This window comes from Pseudomonas sp. 58 R 3, assembly GCF_900006605.1.
Classification (GTDB): domain Bacteria; phylum Pseudomonadota; class Gammaproteobacteria; order Pseudomonadales; family Pseudomonadaceae; genus Aquipseudomonas; species Aquipseudomonas salomonii.
This window is the reverse complement of the sequence record NZ_CVTT01000027.1, coordinates 113,206-129,750: the sequence shown is the minus strand read 5'-3', so window position 1 is coordinate 129,750 and position 16,545 is coordinate 113,206. Positions and strand designations below refer to the sequence as shown.

Genomic DNA, 16,545 nt, shown 5'->3' with positions numbered 1-16,545 from the left:
AGCCCGCTGACGATAATCCACGAAGACGGCGGCGGGTTGTGCGGGAAGCGCTCACGCAGCGCCTGGGCTATGGGCTCCTGCTGCTCACGGACGGACTCAACGATGTACAGACGCAGCATGATCACATCGGCCAGATTGCCGCCGACCTCGGCCAGCACCTTTTCGATATTATCCAAGGCGGTGGTGGTCTGCTCGGCGATGCCTGGGCCGACGGTACGCTCCTCGGCATCCACCCCCACTTGCCCGGAGAGCATGATGCGCCGGCCAGGCGGCACTTCGAGGGCCTGGCTGAAGCCGTATTGCAGGGAGTTGAACACGGAGGTGGGATTGATGACTTTGCGTTGCATGACCTGTCCTTGTTGTCGGTAGGCAAACAAAGCTAACCCAGGGATGCTGCTCAATCTGGTAATTCAACATCCAGCAACATTTCGGCGGACCGATCGTTCCCACGCTCCGCGTGGGAATGCATCCCGTGACGCTCCGCGTCACACTGCGCAAGGCTCAGCTATGCGCAGACATCGGGACGCGGAGCGTCCGGGGCGGCATTCCCACGCAGAGCGTGGGAACGATCAGTTCTGCCAGCGCAACGCCAATGCTGCCGGGCGGCGTATGACCTGCTCCACCGTTACCGTCCACAAGCGCTGCGCACCCTCGAAACGGGCGACCTCGGGCCCCTCAAGCATCAGCGAAGTACGCCCGGCAACCTGCAACACATCGCCCGACTCAAAATCAATAAACAGCAAACCCGCTACCGGGTTGAGCTGCAAATTGCCCAGGGTATTAAAGAACAGATTGCCGGCAAAATCCGGGATGGTCAGCACGTTGCCTTCAACCCGCACAAACCCCGTATTGCCGCCTCTGTGTGAAACGTCCACCGAGCGTGCGCCCTCCACGTCGGCGTAACTGGCGACAAAGAAGGTGTCGGCCTTGCGGATCAGTGTTTGGGCCGCAGCGTCCAGGCCGTTGAGGCGCTCGAGCGTGGTGCCGGGCTTGCGGGCGATACCGTCAACGGGGCGCAGCTGGATGTATTTGGGGCAGTTGCCATAGGTGTGTACCACGTCGACCGAAAAGCCTTCGTGGTCCAGGCTGCCAAGGCGGCCGTTCATACGGTTGCGGCGCCGGGTATTCAGGTCAATGCCGAGCAAGCCTACGCTGGCGCCGGTGTGCAAGGCGGCAAGCGCCGGGTCGCTTTTGGACGGCAAGCTGTCGACCTGCAAGGTGTGTGGGTCGGGTGAATGTGCAAAGCCCGGCGCACCTTCAAGCATCGTTGCCCACGGAACACCCTGGGCATCCACCACGCCGAGTATCAGGTAGGGCAACAGCGGGTAAAAGTCCCGATGCTGCTCCGGCAAGTAATCGCGAATGACTTTGGGCCCGACCACGGCCATACGCTCGGCAGCACCGGCGCTTGCCTGCACGTGCCGTTCGCCGGCGTGCCACGGGGATTGTTCGACTGGGTTCATGGTGAGCACCTCAGGTTGGATGTGCCCATGCTGCGCCCTGCCTGCCAGGGTGAGAATGCCCACACTGGGCAATCCACTATTTCACCTACTGAAATGCCGGATGCTCACGCAGCGCCGCCACGCAATGGTCGACAAAACTGCGCACGCGCATCGGTGCGTTGCGTCCCTCGCGGTACACCACATGCACCGGTAACGGCGGCGGTTCGAAGTCACGCAACACACGGCGCAACTGGCCGTCCAGCAAGTGCTGGTGAACCGGGTAACTCAGGCAACGAATCACCCCCGCACCCTGCACCGCCGCGTTGATTTCACCTTGCGCGGTGGTGCAGCTCAAGCGCGCACGGGCCTTGAGCTGCAAGCCTTGAAAATCCCAGGCCACCGGGTCGGCACCGGCAATCAGCCGATGCTGTTTAAGCTCAACCGGATGCCGGGGTTCGCCGTGGGTGGCGAGGTAATCGGGGCTGGCACACAGGATATGCCGCACCTGCCCCACCGGCCGGGCGATCAGCGATGAATTGGGCAATTCGCCGACCAGAATCGCCACATCCAGCCCCGCTTCGTGCAGGTTCGGGTAGTCGTCGTGGTAGCGCGCCACCAGGCGCACGTCGGGGTAACTGTCCATGTAGCCGGCCAATATCGGCGCCATCACATAACGGCTGAACAGAAACGGCAAGTACACCTGCAAGTTGCCCTGGGCCTGCACGTGCAAGCCTTTGGCCGAAGCCTCGGCGGTATCGACGGCTGCCAGCAACCGCACACAGTCAGCCAGATAGGCGCTGCCCGCTGCGGTCAGGCTCACGCCGCGTGTGCTGCGTTGCAGTAACGGCACCCGCAGGCGGGCCTCCAGGCGCGCGACTGCGCGGATCAGGGTCGGCCCGGAGACTTGGGCCTGGCGCGCCGCCGAAGCCAGGCTGGGCTGATCGGCCAGCGCAGCAAACAGCTGCATGTCGCGATAGCGTTGCATCAGCCGCGCCGCTTCATCGCCGGGTTCAGGGCGGCGTCCTGCCCGAGGCGATGGGTGAGGAAATCCACAAAGGTGTGGACCTTGGCCGGCACACGGCCGCTTTTTTGGAACACCACCTGGATCGGCAGCGGAGGCGCTTCAAAATCCTCCAGCACAACCTCCAACTCCCCCGCCGCCACCGCGGCCGCCACCTGATAAGACAGCACCCGCGTCATGCCCCAGCCGAGGCGCGCCAGGTTGATCGCCGCGTTATTCGCCGTGACCACCAGACGCGGCTCGATGGGCACCGTCAATGGCCGCCCGGCGTCGACGAAGGCCCATTCACTCACCAGTTGGCTGGATGATGAGGTGACGATCCTGGCCTCACGCAATTGCTCGGGCCGCTGCGGCCGACCATGCTGGTCGAGGTAACCGGGCGATGCACACACCACCCGGCGCACTTCCCCGACCTTTATCGCCTGCTGCCCCGGCGCCTGCAGATGGCCGATGCGCACGGCCACGTCAACGCCTTCGTCGGCCATGTTGACCACGCGGTCGACCAGCAAGGCGTTGATATTCACCAAGGGAAAGCGGTCCAGGTAATCCCCCAGCACCGGCGCCACATACAGCTCGCCGAACAGCACCGGCGCGGTCACCGTCAAGTGCCCAGCGGGAATGGCGTAGCTGCCCGCCGCCGCTTCCTCGGCTTCATCCAGCTCGGCGAGGATGCGGCGGCAATCTTCCAGGTAACGCTGGCCGGCTTCGGTCAGGTGCAGGCTGCGGGTGGTGCGTGCCAGCAACTGCGTGCCGATACGTTGTTCCATGGCGGCAATCGCCCGGGTCACGCTGGGCGGCGAAGTGTTCAGGCGCCGCGCAGCTGCGGCGAACCCCTCCTCCTCGGCCACCGCCAGGAACACTTGCATCTCATGAAATCGATCCATCGGCATGCCTCTTGAACACTACTTTGATTGCAGACCCACGGCACTGCGCGGCATGCCGACAAACCCCGGCAATGCCTCGATGCCGGCAAGCCAGGCACGTACATGAGGGTAGTCGGCCAGCGACACATTGCCTTCCGGTGCATGGGCCACGTAGGTGTAGAACGCCACATCGGCAATGCTCGGCCGCTCGCCGACCAAAAAGCGGCTTTGGCTCAGTTGTTCCTCCACCCGCTTGAGCAGCGCATGGGAACGGCTGATGGCCGTGACGGTATCGACGTCGGCACCAAACACCAGCGCCAGCCGCGCAGCAGCGGGCCCGGCGTGCAGTGGGCCGGCAGCCGCCGACAGCCAGCGCTGCACGCGAGCCTGGCCGACGGGGTCACTCGGCAGCCATTGGCCGTGGCCATATTGGTTGGCGAGGTACAGCAGAATCGCGTTGGAGTCGGCCAACACCGTGCCGTTATCGTCTATCACCGGCACCTGGCCGAAGCGGTTGAGGTTGGCGATAAAGTCCGGCGCTTTCTGCGCGCCCTGCTTGAGGTCGACCAGGATAAATTCACTGGGCAAACCCAGCAGCGACAACATCAGCTCGACCCGGTGGGAGTGACCGGACAAGGGAAAACCATACAGTTTGATCGCAGGCTGGGACATGAGAGGCTCCAAAGTGGTGGGGTTGACGCCACGCATATTCCACCGCTGCCCGGATCGATGGAATCACCAGACTTTACAATCGAGCATTTCACCCAATGAAACAATCACTCGCCAAACAATTCCACGATCAGGTTGAACAAGGTGGTCTTCACTGCACTGTCCAACTCGGTCCAGGCCAACCCGGTGCTGGCCTCAAACCCGCCCAATTGCAAAGGCCGCGACACGCAATTGACCGGCAACGCCCGCGCCGCCTGCTGCGGCAATACGCCGATGCCCAACCCGGCCGAGACCAGCGCGAGCATAGTGGTGAACTCGCCCAGCTCGCTGGCGATGTCCAAGGGCATGCCGACCGCCTGGATAAACTCATCGTAGAACCCCGGCGCGTAACGCCTGGCGAGGATATACACCGGCAACGCGAGCAGGTCGGCAGGCTGGATGGATTCCAGGGCCGCCAAAGGGTGATCCATCGGCAGCGCCACGCAGAAACGCTCACGCAATACCGCACGGGTCTGCACGCCGGGGTGGGCGGCCGGCAGGCGCATCAGGCCGAAATCCAACTGGCCATTTTTTAACGCCGCGGCTTGGTCGGGGCCGGGCATGTCCTTGAGTTCCAGTTCGATGCGCGGGTAACGCTGGTGCACGGCACGGATCAGTTGCGGCAGCAATTGCGGGAGCACCGAAGACACAAACCCCAGGCGCACCCGGCCGATTTCACCGCGGTTGGACGCCCGCGCCGCCTCTGCCGCCCGAGCGGCCTGGTGCAAGGTGGCCTGGGCTTCAGGCAGAAACGCACGGCCCGCGTCGGTCAGTGTGACCGAGTGGCGGTTACGGTCCAGCAGGCGCACGCCAAGGCCGCTTTCCAGCCCCTTGATTTGCATGCTCAACGCCGGCTGCACAATCGACAACTGCGCCGCCGCCCGGCCGAAATGCAGCTCCTGGGCGAGCACCACGAAGGCGCGCAAGTGCTTTAACTCCATTAAATCCTCTCGGCTATCAGCAATGGTTATCACAAACGGTGATCACCCGATCACAAATGAAAATTGGACGCTGCCCAGCGCCCTGGGGTGAAGTAAGCCCAATTCATACACGATATGACGGGGCGTGGCCTATAACAATCCGAACAAGGACCCCACGTATAGGCTGCTGGTCGCGCGGGTCACGATTATCGGATAGATATTGTTGATCGCCCACCTCAAGGTCCATCCCTTTGTCGCCCTGGAGTTCATCATGCTGCTGTCGTTGGTAGTGTGAAGCGTTAGGAGAGGTAGCTTATGCAAAGCGTTCTAGACAACTTCCGCCTTGATGGACGGCTGGCGCTGGTCACCGGCTCCAGTGCCGGTATCGGCCTGGCAATTGCCCGCGGCCTGGCCCAGGCCGGGGCGCAGGTGGTGCTCAACGGGCGCAACCGCAGCACCTTGCGCGATGCGGCGGCGCTGCTGGCGGCCGAAGGGTTGACGGTGCACACCCAGCCGTTTGACGTGACCGACAGCACGGCGATCCAGGCCGCCGTGGCGGACATCGAAGCGCGCCTCGGCCCGCTGGAGATCCTGGTGAACAACGCCGGGATGCAACGGCGTGGGCCGCTGGAGGACTACAGCGAGCAACACTGGCGCGAGTTGATCAGCACGAACCTGGACAGTGCCTTTCTGGTTGGTCAGGCCGTGGCGCGGGCGATGATCCCGCGCAAGCGCGGGCGAATCATCAATATCTGTTCGGTACAAAGTGAGCTGGGCCGCCCCGGCATCGCGCCGTACGCGGCCAGCAAAGGCGCGTTGAAGATGCTCACCAAGGGCATGGCCATCGATTGGGGCCCCCATGGGTTGACGGTCAATGGCATCGGCCCCGGCTATTTCAAGACGGAGTTGAACGCCAACCTGGTGGCCAACCCCGAGTTCAGCGACTGGCTGGTGCAACGCACGCCGAGTCGTCGTTGGGGCGACGTGGCCGAACTGGCCGGTGCCGCCGTGTTCCTTGCCAGTGATGCTGCCAGCTTCGTCAACGGCCATATTCTGTACGTCGACGGTGGTATCACCGCGTCGCTGTAAACCGGAGAATTGTATGCACGCTATCGTCTGTCACGCCTCCAAAGACCTGCGGGTCGACCCCCAGGACGAACCGCAACCCCTCGCCCCCGATCAACTGCGCGTGCGCATCGCCCGTGGCGGTATCTGCGGCTCGGACCTGCATTACTACCAGCACGGCGGCTTCGGCGCCGTGCGCCTGCGCGAGCCGATGGTGCTCGGCCATGAGGTGTCGGCGGTGATCGACGCCGTGGGTGCGGATGCCGGGTTGTTCAAGGTCGGCCAGCGCATCAGCGTATCGCCGTCGCGCCCGTGCGGCGGTTGCCGTTACTGCCATCAAGGCCTGCCGAATCATTGCCTGAACATGCGTTTCTACGGCAGTGCGATGCCGTTTCCGCATATTCAGGGCGCGTTTCGCCAGAGCCTGGTGATCGAGACGCATCAGGCACATCGGCTGGCCGACCACGTGAGCCTGGCCGAAGGTGCGCTGGCCGAGCCGCTGTCGGTGGGTTTGCACGCGATTCAACGCGCCGGCGCGGTGTTCGGCAAACGCGTGTTGGTGACCGGTTGCGGCCCCATCGGCAACCTGCTGATCGGCAGCCTGCGCGCCGCCGGTGCCGGTGAAATCGTCGCCGTGGACCTGTCCGCCAGCGCCCTCGCCTGCGCCGAAAAAATGGGCGCCACGCGCACCCACAACATTGCCGACGGCGCGGATGCACTCAAGCGCTACACCGCCGAAAAAGGCTATTTCGAGGTGATGTTCGAAGTCTCCGGCAGTGCCCAGGCCTTGCGCAATGGCCTGGAATGCATCGCGCCACGGGGTGTGCTGGTGACGGTCGGCCTCGGCGGCGATGTGTCGTTGCCGTTGAACCTGCTGGTCAGTCGCGAGATCGACTTGCGCGGCACCTTCCGCTTTCACAGCGAGTTTGCCCAGGCCGTGGATTTGCTCAATCGCGGGATCATCGATGTGAAGCCGGTGATCTCCCATACCGTGCCGTTTGAGCAGGCGGTGCAGGCGTTTGAACTGGCGGCGGACAAGACCCAGGCGATGAAAGTGGTGCTGGATTTTGGTGTGACTGACTGAGCTTGATTCACCGTTGTCGCGGCCTTCGGGCAGGACGGGGTTCTGGAGTCATACTCGGTCAAATGTGGGTTGAGCAGCGGGCGTCAGGTGACGGAACGGCCAGACCAGGACCTGAGGTTCAAGCGCGCTCTTCAAGCCGATCGCGCAAGAACCGGTGGCTGTTGGAAAACAACCGACGGTAGGTGAGCAGCACCGCACCTACCGTGCCCAAGGCCGAGGAGGCGGCGATCAGAAACATGATCACGATCTGGTAACGCACCGCGTCCACCGGGCTCTCACCGGCCAGCACCTGGCCGGTCATCATGCCGGGCAGGCTGACGATGCCGACCACGGTCATCTGGTTCAGCGTCGGGATCATCCCGGCGCGCACGGCCTGGCGGATCGCCTCCTGGGCGGCTTCCCAGCGTGAACCGCCAAGTGCCAGGATCATCTCGATGGTGTTGCGCCCCGAGGTCAGTTCCTGGGTCATGCGCTCAATGCCCAAGGACACGCCGGTGAGGGTATTGCCGAGGATCATGCCAAGGATCGGAATCGCATACTGCGGCTCGTACCACGGGTGGATACGGATCACCGCAAACAACCCCACCGCCGTGACCAGCCACGAACTGCCCCACACCGACAGAATGCTGTCGACCCGTTGCCCACGGTAGGTGCGGCGCCCGCGCCCCGCCGCCGAGAGCCCGGCGATCAGGGTCATCGCACACATCAGCGGCAGCACCACATACCAGTAGGCGAACTCGAACACCCAGCCCAGCAGGTAACCGATGGCCAGCAACTGCACCACGGTACGCACGGCCGCCCACAGCAATTGGCGGCCCAGGCCCAGACGCAGCAACAGCGAGAGCGCGCCGTTGATGAGGATCAGCGAGGCGGCGATGCCCATGTCGAGCGCGGTGAGATTCTGATAATTCATGGCTGGGCCGCTCCGCTCAAAACGCCGGCGCTCATGTGCAGGTGGATATCGCTCATGCGCCGGGCCTGGTCGAGGTCGTGGGACACCCAAATAAAGGCGCGGGCGTTGTCGGCGGCATACCAGGCGCTGATCAGTGCCTCGACATCACGGGAGGACGTGGGGTCGAGGGCGGCCGTCGGTTCATCCAGCAACAGCACTTCGGGGTTCAGTTGCAAGGTGCGGATCAATGACACCACCTGGGACTCTCCGCCGGACAGGTCGCCGGCGTTTTTGCCCAGGAAGTCCGGGCTTTTACCGGCATGTTCCAGCAGCTTGGTCACCGCTTGCAGGTCGAAGCGGCGCGTGCGCAGGGTCTTGAGGCTGAATGGCAAGCGCAGGTTGTCCTCCACCGTGCCTTCAAGCAGTGCCGGGCGTTGCGACAGGTAGCTGATGTGGCTGCGGTAGTGGGGAATCTGCGCATTCGCGATCGGCTGGTGGTTCCACAGGATCTGCCCCGAAGTGGGCGCATCCAGCAACGCCAGCGCGCGCAGGAACACGCTTTTACCAGAGCCGGAGGAGCCGGTGATGGACACGCGGTCGGCGCGGTTCAGGCTGAAATCCGTGGGTTGCAGCAACGCGACTTGGCGCCGCTCGTCCCTGCGCGTGAGGGCGCGGGTTTCGATCAATACGGTGTCTGTCATCAACTCGGTACTCGGCTTGACGGCTTGCAATCCACAACTCCACTGCCTATATTTCGTGCCTGGCGCACTCCACGCCACCTTCCGCGGAAAGGGCTGCGCCCAGGATCCTGACTGAATATCACATTTCTACGACTCCCGACCTGAAAGCGGAAAAGGTTTGTGCAAGGAGATCGTATGTCGCCACGCCTCTCATCCTCGACTACCGACGGCCGCCTCAACCTTGAGCAGCAGCGCAAGCGCGCCAAGGAATTGTTGTCGCAGCTGAAAACCCTCGACCCGCTCGCCACCTTGTCCCAGGCCCAATGGCAGGTCGCCAAACAGCTGGGCTTCAGCAGTTGGCCCAAGCTCAAGGCGCATGTCGACGCCATCGACTTCGCCGCCCGCCACCCCGACTTTGCAGCCAGCGATGAAGCCCGCACCACCCACTGGCGCTGTGGCAGCGACATTGCCCACAGCCTGCAACTGGCCGGGTTCAAGGGGCAGTTGCGCATGCTCACCGATCCGTTGTGCATGGGGCCGGTACGCGATTTGCCCAGTGAAGATTTCCGCGCGATGCGCAGTGCCTTTATCAGCCAGGCCTTTGCCCTGAACGCGGCTGAAGTGACGCACCGCGTCGATGATGAATACAACCACCTGCACGCCCTGGCCAGCGCCGATCACAGCGTGTTGTGGTGCGAAGCGGACGCCTATGATCAGCTGTTTCTGGTCCGTGCGCTGGCCGGTCTTGAGCGCGCGCCGAAAAAGCTCGAGCTGATCGAGGTTGACCGTATTCCGGGAGTCGAACGCTTTATCGGCATCGGCCAACTGGCGCCCGATGTATTGGCGTGGTTATGGCCGCAGCGCCGCTTGATCGACGACGCAGCGGTGCAATTGGCCCGACAGGCGTGGTCGGCTTACTGCGACAGCTCGCCGGTCACGCTTGCGCAATTGGCTCACGGCAACCACCCGGCCCTGCCCCTTCTCGCCCCGGCGCTACTGCGTCAGCTACAGGAATTGCCGGGCATTGAAGATGGCCTGTCACTGACTGAACGCTTGTCGCTGCGCTACATAGCCGAGACCGGGCCGCTGCCGTTCGGCCGGGTGTTCGCTGAATTGATGGCCAAGCGTGAGCCGCTGCCGTTCCTGGGCGACATGATGTTCCACGCGCTGCTGCGGCCATTGATAGACGGACCGAACCCCTTGCTGATAGAAACCGCAACCGAGCGCGACTGGCCGCGCCGCGAGTTGGCGCTGACGCCATTGGGGCATCGAGTGCTGGGCGGCGAGGCTTATTGGTTGGACCACGCCGGGCATGAGCGCTGGGTCGGCGGCGTGTGCCTCAAGCCTGGCCAGCCGCATTGGGCACTGGCCCACGACAACCTGCCGGTGTGGCGCACCTGAGGCCGGCTCAGCGCTTGGGCGATAACCCGACGGCGCACGCCATCACTGCCGGATCGCCCAGGTAAACGCTACGCGCAGCCGTCGTGGGTGCAGCGACCCGGCTGTCGACGGCGCGCAACATCGGTCGCTCAACCGTTGGCAGGCTATGCTGGGGGTCGACAATCTCCATGCAACGGCGCAGGGAGTTGAAGTCCGGCGATTGCGACAGTGACAGGTGCAAGGTCTGGCTCACCGACACCGACACCACCGAGCTCTGTGCGCATTGCCCGTCGTAGATCAGCGTATGGCGAATCAATGGGTTGTCATGGCAGTACTTCAACAGGTTGACCTGCCGCGAACGCACCAGCGCCGTATTGATGATCAACAGGTCGAACGCCACGCAACCGGAGCGCGTCAACGCCTGCAATTCGTCGAACGAACTCAAGGGGGCGATGCGGTGGTAGCCCAGCTGGTTGAGCATTTTCTCCAGCTTGATCCGCTGCAGCAGGTCTGCATCGGCAATCAAAAGGCGTAAGGCTTTATTGGACATAGGGTAAACCTGACAGTTGGGCATCAGCGTCGATCATTCAACGTCGAACACGGTAACTGTCGGGGCGCGAACATGACTTTAAGGCGATTCTGAAACGGCCACTGTGCACTTTTAAGAATCGCCTCAAAGCCCTCGCACTCACCCGCCCCTACCATGGCTGCGTTCCCACACGCTGCCATGGAATTTTTGTGTTCATGTTTTTACTCAGAATGATGTTGCTGGCCGGCGGGCTGCTGGTGCTCGCGCCACCGCCGGCCAGCGCGGCGCTGAAGATCGAAGGCACACGCCTGATTTATTACGGCCAGGACAAGGCCGCCGGCATCAGCGTGGTCAACCCGGCCTCACAGCAAGTGGTGGTGCAAACCTGGATCACCGCCGAAGACGAATCGCCTGGCAGCCCTGTGCCGTTTGTTGCCACCGAACCCTTGGTGCAACTGGGCGCCGGCGAGCATCACAGGCTGCGCATCCTGTATGCCGGTGAAGGCTTGCCCGCCGATCGCGAATCGCTGTTCTGGCTCAATATCATGGAAATTCCGCTCAAATCCGCCGACCCCAACAGCGTGCAGTTTGCGATACGCCAACGGCTCAAGCTGTTCTATCGGCCACCCGCGCTCAAGGGTGGCTCGGCCGAGGCGCTGCAGCAGTTGGTGTGGAGCCGCGATGATCACAGCGTCATCGCCCACAACCCAAGCGCATTCCACCTGTCGTTGATCGATGTGCAAACGGACACCCAGCCGCTCAGCGACTACCTGCTGCTCAAACCCCATGAGAGCAAGCGCCTGAGTACAGCGACCGCCTTGCCTGCCGGGTCCACCCTTCACTTCACCAACATCAACGATATCGGTTTACAGGCCCGTCATAGCGCGGTGCTCAAGTGATCAATCGCGGGAAACCTGCATTTATGTCTCTCACCAAACGTTTACTGCCCCTGCTGCTGTGCGGCTGCGCGGCCCTCCCCGCCACAAGCTATGCGCTGTCGTGCGTGGAAGATGGCAGCGGCGCCTATGTCGATATCAACCCGCTTGGCACCTCCCTGGCGGTCGCGGCTGACGCACCGGACGGCACGATCATCTGGGAGTCGGGCCCACGCTCCACGAATGTGTTGTGCAAGGACGACCGCAATCACGGCCGCGAAGAAGTGTATTTCTACGTCAACCCGGCCAACGTCAGCATCGGCCAAGGCATCCGCGTAGGCATCCGATACAACAACGCGCCCATCACCCAAAGCACCGGCAAGGTCGGCACCGGTTTTTACTCCGACCGCGGTTGCACCTGGTCCAATTGCACAGGCTGGGACAAGGCACGCTTTACCCTGAACTTCAGTGTATTCATCGAAAAATACGGCAAGACGCCGCCCAGCGGTCAAGCCAGCACCCTGGCGCAATATCGCGTGTTCCAGCTCGACGGCGTACGCGGGCTCAACACCAACCCCAACAGCAACCTCAACTACATCGTCACCGGCATGAACGACATCCGCTTCGTGCCCTGCGCCCCCGAACTGACCATTACCCCCAGTGTGGTCAACTTCCCCACCCCATCACGCAAGGCGCAGGTCGGCGCCGTGGCCAGCACCGCGAACTTCAACCTCAGCCTGCGCAAAGTCTGTGACACGCCCTACACCGTCAATGCACGCTTCGCCACCACCCCGGGGGGCGGCAGTGTCATCAACGGCTTGCTGGTGCCGGCCAACAACAGCTCGGTGGGCATCTCATTGTCTCGCGCCGACAGCGATCAGCGCCTGCCCTTCAATGACTGGTTTACGTTGCAGACACTGATGGGCTCCGGCCAGGCACGCAATGATTTTCGCGCCGACCTGAGCTGGCGCACCCTGCCGATTCCAGGGGCCTTCGACGCCGCAGTGGTGGTGGACATGTTTTACAAGTAGCCGACGACTTTAAGGATCGTCTTATGCCGTTGGCATCGATATGCCACTACTCTGCGCCGATGCGATTGAAAAGTTATCTGCTCCAGATCAACCCCGTCCTCTCCCGACCCGAAGCAGCCAGAAGGCTGCTTCGTATTTTTGCGAGCGTGCTGCTGGTGGGCATCTTGAGCGGGGTCTATACCTTTCTGCTGTCGACCTTCAACAACGACATTTCCCAGCGCCGCGGCTACATGAGCAGCGCCATCGCCGAAGCCCACACCTTTTTCACCAACCGCGAGGCCCTGCTGCAAAGCCTGAGCCTGTCGGCGGTGCGCAAGCAGTCCAGGCTCTACCCTTCCTCCGCGGAAGAACAACACCTGGAGCTGGGCAGCACACCCGGCAACCAGTGGAGCATCTGGCTGACCGCACGCATGCGCGACTACCTCAAGGCCAGGCAGCTCAACCTGCTGTATGTGAACGCCGGCCCCAGCCCACAGGTGACGCGGCTGTATGACGCCACCCCACAGGTGCTGCCGATTTCCAAATGCATGCTCAACCGCCTCAAGGCCTTGCAGCACAACGACACGGCCAGGCTCAACGAGTTGTGGCTGAGCGACAACACCGAAGGCCATTCGCACCTGTACCTCTTCAGCCGCCTCGACGAACACGCCCCCGACTCCGGCTGGCTGGGCCTGGAGATGGAGAGCCGTGAAGTGTCCATCACCCTCAGCGACCAGAGTGCCGGTGAGTTCATGATGCTCAACTCCCAAGGCATGCTGGTGTTCACCAACAGCACCGACACGCAGCTCAAACAGCAACATTTGCGGCCCGGCGAAGAAAGCTTTTTCGGTTTTGTCGGCAACGGCTTGCTGCCCGACCACCTGGTGATCCGCAAACACTTGAAGTCCTCGGAATGGCAGTTGATGTATTCCATCGACCTGCGCGCGGTGGTCACCGGCCTGTGGAAACAGCTGCTCGGCTCGCTGTTGTTCTGCCTGATGAGCCTCACGCTGATCTGGCTGGTGATGCGCCGCGTCGACCAGCGTTTCATTATTCCGTCGATTCATCGCATCCAGGCGTTGATCGAAAGCGAAGCCTTTGGCCGCGACGTGATCCAGATCGCGCCCGTGGCCCTTTGCGTGCTGCGCCGCACCGACGGCCAGGTGGTGCTGGAAAATACCCTGGCCCAGCAATGGCTGGGCAACGGCCCGGAACGCGAGGCATTGCGGGCCGGCTGGATCGAGCAAGCCTTCGCCCAAGGCCCGTGCGAACGCAGTGATTACTTTGAAACCATTGATGGCCGCCACCTGTACCTGAGCAGTGCGCCCACCCGTTATAAAGGCGAAGACGTGCTGTTTTGCGCATTCAGCGATATCAGTGCGCGCAAGCAGGTCGAAGCGGCGCTGGAAGAAGCACGCCAGTCGGCGGACGCCGCCAACGCCGCCAAGACCCTGTTCCTGGCGACCATGAGCCATGAAATCCGCACGCCGCTGTATGGCGTGCTCGGCACCCTCGAACTGCTGGCGCGCACACAGCTGGATGCCCAGCAAAGGGACTACCTGCACGCCATCGAAGGCTCATCGTCGACCTTGTTGCAGTTGATCTGCGACGTGCTCGATGTGTCGAAGATCGAAGCCGGGCAGCTGGCGTTGGAAATGAGCGAGTTTTCAGCGCTGGAGCTGGTGCATGAAATCATTCAGGGCTATGCCGCTGCCGCCCAGGGCAAAGGCTTGCAGCTGTATGCCTGCTTCGACCCGAAGCTGCCCGAACGGCTGATCGGCGACGTGACGCGCATTCGCCAGATTCTGAATAACTTGCTCAATAACGCGGTGAAGTTCACCGACTACGGCCGCGTGGTGCTGCGCGTCAAGGTGCTGGGCCGCGACGGTGAACGCTCCAGCCTGTTGTGGCAGGTCTCGGACACCGGCAAAGGCATCGCCCAGGAAGACCAGGCGATGATTTTCGAGCCGTTTTACCAGAGTGAAGGCAACACCAATGTGGTCGCCGGCACCGGCCTGGGCCTGCCGATCTGTCAGCGCCTGACCGAATTGATGAACGGCAACATCCGCATGGTCAGTGAACTGGGCCTGGGCAGCAGTTTCAGCCTGATCCTGCCGCTGGAAGAAGCGCCGACCACGCCGATGACCGCGCTGTTGCCCGAGACCATTTACGTGGCGTCGCCGATTCCGGAACTGGCCAACTCGGTCAGCGGCTGGCTGCGCCGCTGGGGCGCCAGGGCCCAGGCCGGCCTGCCGACGTTGCCGGACACCCATCTGCTGCTGCAAGTGCACCCCGGCAGTGTCGACCCGCTGCTCGCGCCCGAATGGCCGGGGCCGGTGATTCACGTGAGCAGCAATGCCTGCACCAGCGTGGAGGCCGAAGGCAGTGCCTGGCACGTCAACCTCAACCATCTGGGTGCGATTCATCAGGCCGTGAGCCAGGCGCAAGGGCTGTGGGTGGCCCGTGCCGATGAGCACACGCGCCAGCGTGACCTGAACAAACTCAACCTGCACCTGCTGGTGGCCGAAGACAACATCATCAACCAGCTGATTTTGCGTGACCAACTCGAAGAACTCGGCTGCACCGTGGAGCTGGCGGCCGATGGTCAGGAAGCGTTGCAGCTGTACACCGCCGGTAACTTCGACGTGGTGTTGACGGATGTGAACATGCCCCACATCAACGGCTATGAATTGGCCCGCGAACTGCGCCGCCAAGGCTGCCCGTTGCCGATTATCGGGGCCACCGCCAACGCCATGCGCGGCGAGGCCGACCTGTGCCTGGCCGCCGGCATGAACCATTGCCTGGTCAAACCCTTTGCGTTGCGGGCTCTATTCAACTCCCTGGCGCCTTATGCACGGATCACCCATGAAGCCCCTTAGTATTTTGATTGTTGAGGACCACCCCCTGCAGCACATCTACCTGCAGCACTTGCTCAGTGAGTTGGGGGATTTCAGGCTGGAAAGCGCCGAGGACGGCAAGCAAGCGCTGGAGCGTTTGCGCCAGCGCGATTTCGACCTGGTACTGACCGACCTGCTGATGCCCGGCATGGACGGCGTGCAATTTATCCAGTGCCTGGCCAACCTGCGCTGCAAGCCGGCCCTGGCGATCATGAGCGCCGCCTCGCGGCGCATGCTGATGGCCGCCAGCCTGGTGGCGAAAAACCTCGATGTTCAAGTGATCGGGCTGATCTCCAAGCCGGTTAACGCCGAGGCGTTACGCAACCTGGTCGATCAGCTCAGGAACACCGTGCGCAAGCCCTCCCCCGAACTGCCCGAACACCTGGACATCGACCGCCAGACGCTGGTGCAGGCCATGAGCAGTGGCCAGTTGCAAGCCTGGTTCCAGCCGAAAAAATCCCTCGCCAACGGGCGTATCGTCGCCGCCGAAGCCCTGGTGCGCTGGATGCACCCCGAGCAAGGCGTGATGCTGCCGGCCGCGTTCCTGCCGGCGATCAAGGCCTTCGAGCTGGAAGAACGGCTGTTGTGGCTGGTGCTCAAACAGGCGATTCACGCCCAGGAGCAGTGGCGCCAGCGCGGCTATGAAATCCCGGTGGCGATCAACCTGCCCACCCACCTGCTCAACAGCCATGACCTGGCGGACCGCTTGCTGGAGTTCGTGCTGCACCACGACGGCATCCCAGGGATGATCTGCTTCGAGTTGATGGAATGCTCGGTGCCCCAAGACATCAGCAACTTCTACGCCGGCGCCTGCCGCTTGCGCATCAAAGGCTTCGGCTTGTCCCAGGATGATTTCGGCAAGGGCTACAGCTCGTACCTCAACCTGGTCTCCACACCGTTTACCGAACTGAAGATCGACCAGGCGCTGGTGCAGGGCAGCCACGACAACGAAGGCATCGCCCAGGCGTTGGCGAGCATCATCGCACTGGGCCGCAAGCTCGGCCTCACGGTGGTCGCCGAAGGCGTGGAAACGCCTCAACAATTGGCGTTACTGCGCAAAATCGACTGCAATCAGGTGCAAGGCTTCCTGATTTCCCACGCGGTCTCTTCGGACCAATTTCAGCAGCTACTGAACAATGATGGCCCCGCGACATCTCACTAGCTGGAGGCCCCGGATTA

At 62.6% G+C, this 16,545-nt stretch carries 16 protein-coding genes; 7 read left to right on the top strand and 9 right to left on the bottom strand.

Translation table 11 applies throughout. The features are described from left to right. From BFP92_RS03860 to BFP92_RS03835, 6 genes are all read right to left on the bottom strand, one after another. Positions 1-347, bottom strand: a 347-nt coding sequence (locus BFP92_RS03860) for a RidA family protein (protein ID WP_065911911.1), incomplete at its 3' end; no start/stop codon positions are given. A 222-nt stretch (positions 348-569) separates the two neighbouring features. Then, positions 570-1,463 carry a pyridoxamine 5'-phosphate oxidase family protein gene (locus tag BFP92_RS03855; RefSeq protein WP_065911924.1) on the bottom strand — a complete coding sequence of 298 codons (894 nt, stop codon included), beginning with the start codon at positions 1,461-1,463 and terminating at the stop codon, positions 570-572. 85 nt (positions 1,464-1,548) lie between these two features. Beyond that, entirely contained in the window at positions 1,549-2,427 is an 879-nt protein-coding gene (locus BFP92_RS03850) for a LysR family transcriptional regulator (protein ID WP_065911910.1), read from the bottom strand. Further along, a complete protein-coding gene (locus BFP92_RS03845; RefSeq protein ID WP_065911909.1) occupies positions 2,427-3,347 on the bottom strand; it encodes a LysR family transcriptional regulator in 921 nt (306 codons plus the stop codon). The genes BFP92_RS03850 and BFP92_RS03845 overlap by 1 nt, the downstream gene beginning before the upstream one ends. Before the next feature lie 18 nt (positions 3,348-3,365). Further along, positions 3,366-3,998, bottom strand: a complete 633-nt coding sequence (locus BFP92_RS03840) for a glutathione S-transferase family protein (RefSeq protein WP_065911908.1) — start codon at positions 3,996-3,998, stop codon at positions 3,366-3,368. 104 nt (positions 3,999-4,102) lie between these two features. Further along, positions 4,103-4,975, bottom strand: a complete 873-nt coding sequence (locus BFP92_RS03835) for a LysR family transcriptional regulator (RefSeq protein ID WP_065911907.1) — start codon at positions 4,973-4,975, stop codon at positions 4,103-4,105. A gap of 294 nt (positions 4,976-5,269) precedes the next feature. Here BFP92_RS03835 and BFP92_RS03830 point away from each other — a divergent pair, with 294 nt between their 5' ends. Together BFP92_RS03830 and BFP92_RS03825 are read left to right on the top strand one after the other, a co-directional pair. Then, positions 5,270-6,043, top strand: coding sequence for a glucose 1-dehydrogenase (locus tag BFP92_RS03830; RefSeq protein WP_065911905.1), 774 nt, complete (start codon positions 5,270-5,272; stop codon positions 6,041-6,043). 13 nt (positions 6,044-6,056) lie between these two features. Further along, on the top strand, positions 6,057-7,103 hold the full coding sequence (locus BFP92_RS03825; RefSeq protein ID WP_065911904.1) for an L-idonate 5-dehydrogenase: 1,047 nt from the start codon (positions 6,057-6,059) through the stop codon (positions 7,101-7,103). Between the two features lie 118 nt (positions 7,104-7,221). Here BFP92_RS03825 and fetB read toward each other — a convergent pair whose 3' ends face one another. Together fetB and BFP92_RS03815 are read right to left on the bottom strand one after the other, a co-directional pair. After that, on the bottom strand, positions 7,222-8,016 hold the full coding sequence (gene fetB / locus BFP92_RS03820; protein WP_017139579.1) for an ABC transporter permease: 795 nt from the start codon (positions 8,014-8,016) through the stop codon (positions 7,222-7,224). Then, complete coding sequence (locus BFP92_RS03815; RefSeq protein WP_065911923.1) at positions 8,013-8,696, bottom strand: ABC transporter ATP-binding protein; 684 nt, start codon at positions 8,694-8,696, stop codon at positions 8,013-8,015. Before BFP92_RS03815 ends, fetB begins: the two co-directional genes overlap by 4 nt. 174 nt (positions 8,697-8,870) lie before the next feature. On the opposite strand from BFP92_RS03815, the gene BFP92_RS03810 reads away from it, so the two are divergent. After that, entirely contained in the window at positions 8,871-10,076 is a 1,206-nt protein-coding gene (locus BFP92_RS03810) for a DUF1835 domain-containing protein (protein WP_065911903.1), read from the top strand. A gap of 7 nt (positions 10,077-10,083) precedes the next feature. Here BFP92_RS03810 and BFP92_RS03805 read toward each other — a convergent pair whose 3' ends face one another. Beyond that, positions 10,084-10,605, bottom strand: a complete 522-nt coding sequence (locus tag BFP92_RS03805; RefSeq protein WP_065911901.1) for an ANTAR domain-containing protein — start codon at positions 10,603-10,605, stop codon at positions 10,084-10,086. 194 nt (positions 10,606-10,799) lie between these two features. Between BFP92_RS03805 and BFP92_RS03800 the strand changes: the two genes are divergently transcribed. The 4 genes from BFP92_RS03800 to BFP92_RS03785 are packed head-to-tail and all read left to right on the top strand — an operon-like array spanning position 10,800 to position 16,528. Further along, entirely contained in the window at positions 10,800-11,483 is a 684-nt protein-coding gene (locus BFP92_RS03800) for a fimbrial biogenesis chaperone (protein ID WP_239694236.1), read from the top strand. A gap of 23 nt (positions 11,484-11,506) precedes the next feature. Further along, on the top strand, positions 11,507-12,490 hold the full coding sequence (locus tag BFP92_RS03795; protein WP_065911899.1) for a fimbrial protein: 984 nt from the start codon (positions 11,507-11,509) through the stop codon (positions 12,488-12,490). A 59-nt stretch (positions 12,491-12,549) separates the two neighbouring features. Beyond that, positions 12,550-15,348 (top strand): ATP-binding protein, encoded by a 2,799-nt coding sequence (locus BFP92_RS03790; protein ID WP_065911922.1) that lies wholly within the window; start codon positions 12,550-12,552, stop codon positions 15,346-15,348. Next, on the top strand, positions 15,335-16,528 hold the full coding sequence (locus BFP92_RS03785; protein ID WP_065911898.1) for a response regulator cyclic di-GMP phosphodiesterase PvrR: 1,194 nt from the start codon (positions 15,335-15,337) through the stop codon (positions 16,526-16,528). Before BFP92_RS03790 ends, BFP92_RS03785 begins: the two co-directional genes overlap by 14 nt. Positions 16,529-16,545 lie beyond the last annotated feature (17 nt).

What these genes read in the sequence shown, in the direction of transcription:
- BFP92_RS03800 (WP_239694236.1), top strand. Translation starts at nt 10,800, where the DNA reads ATGTTTTTACTCAGAATGATGTTGCTGGCCGGCGGGCTGCTGGTGCTC.
- BFP92_RS03830 (WP_065911905.1), top strand. Translation starts at nt 5,270, where the DNA reads ATGCAAAGCGTTCTAGACAACTTCCGCCTTGATGGACGGCTGGCGCTG.
- BFP92_RS03825 (WP_065911904.1), top strand. Translation starts at nt 6,057, where the DNA reads ATGCACGCTATCGTCTGTCACGCCTCCAAAGACCTGCGGGTCGACCCC.
- BFP92_RS03810 (WP_065911903.1), top strand. Translation starts at nt 8,871, where the DNA reads ATGTCGCCACGCCTCTCATCCTCGACTACCGACGGCCGCCTCAACCTT.
- fetB (WP_017139579.1), bottom strand. Translation starts at nt 8,016, where the DNA reads ATGAATTATCAGAATCTCACCGCGCTCGACATGGGCATCGCCGCCTCG.
- BFP92_RS03835 (WP_065911907.1), bottom strand. Translation starts at nt 4,975, where the DNA reads ATGGAGTTAAAGCACTTGCGCGCCTTCGTGGTGCTCGCCCAGGAGCTG.
- BFP92_RS03855 (WP_065911924.1), bottom strand. Translation starts at nt 1,463, where the DNA reads ATGAACCCAGTCGAACAATCCCCGTGGCACGCCGGCGAACGGCACGTG.
- BFP92_RS03815 (WP_065911923.1), bottom strand. Translation starts at nt 8,696, where the DNA reads ATGACAGACACCGTATTGATCGAAACCCGCGCCCTCACGCGCAGGGAC.
- BFP92_RS03795 (WP_065911899.1), top strand. Translation starts at nt 11,507, where the DNA reads ATGTCTCTCACCAAACGTTTACTGCCCCTGCTGCTGTGCGGCTGCGCG.
- BFP92_RS03840 (WP_065911908.1), bottom strand. Translation starts at nt 3,998, where the DNA reads ATGTCCCAGCCTGCGATCAAACTGTATGGTTTTCCCTTGTCCGGTCAC.
- BFP92_RS03790 (WP_065911922.1), top strand. Translation starts at nt 12,550, where the DNA reads ATGCGATTGAAAAGTTATCTGCTCCAGATCAACCCCGTCCTCTCCCGA.
- BFP92_RS03850 (WP_065911910.1), bottom strand. Translation starts at nt 2,427, where the DNA reads ATGCAACGCTATCGCGACATGCAGCTGTTTGCTGCGCTGGCCGATCAG.
- BFP92_RS03845 (WP_065911909.1), bottom strand. Translation starts at nt 3,347, where the DNA reads ATGGATCGATTTCATGAGATGCAAGTGTTCCTGGCGGTGGCCGAGGAG.
- BFP92_RS03785 (WP_065911898.1), top strand. Translation starts at nt 15,335, where the DNA reads ATGAAGCCCCTTAGTATTTTGATTGTTGAGGACCACCCCCTGCAGCAC.
- BFP92_RS03805 (WP_065911901.1), bottom strand. Translation starts at nt 10,605, where the DNA reads ATGTCCAATAAAGCCTTACGCCTTTTGATTGCCGATGCAGACCTGCTG.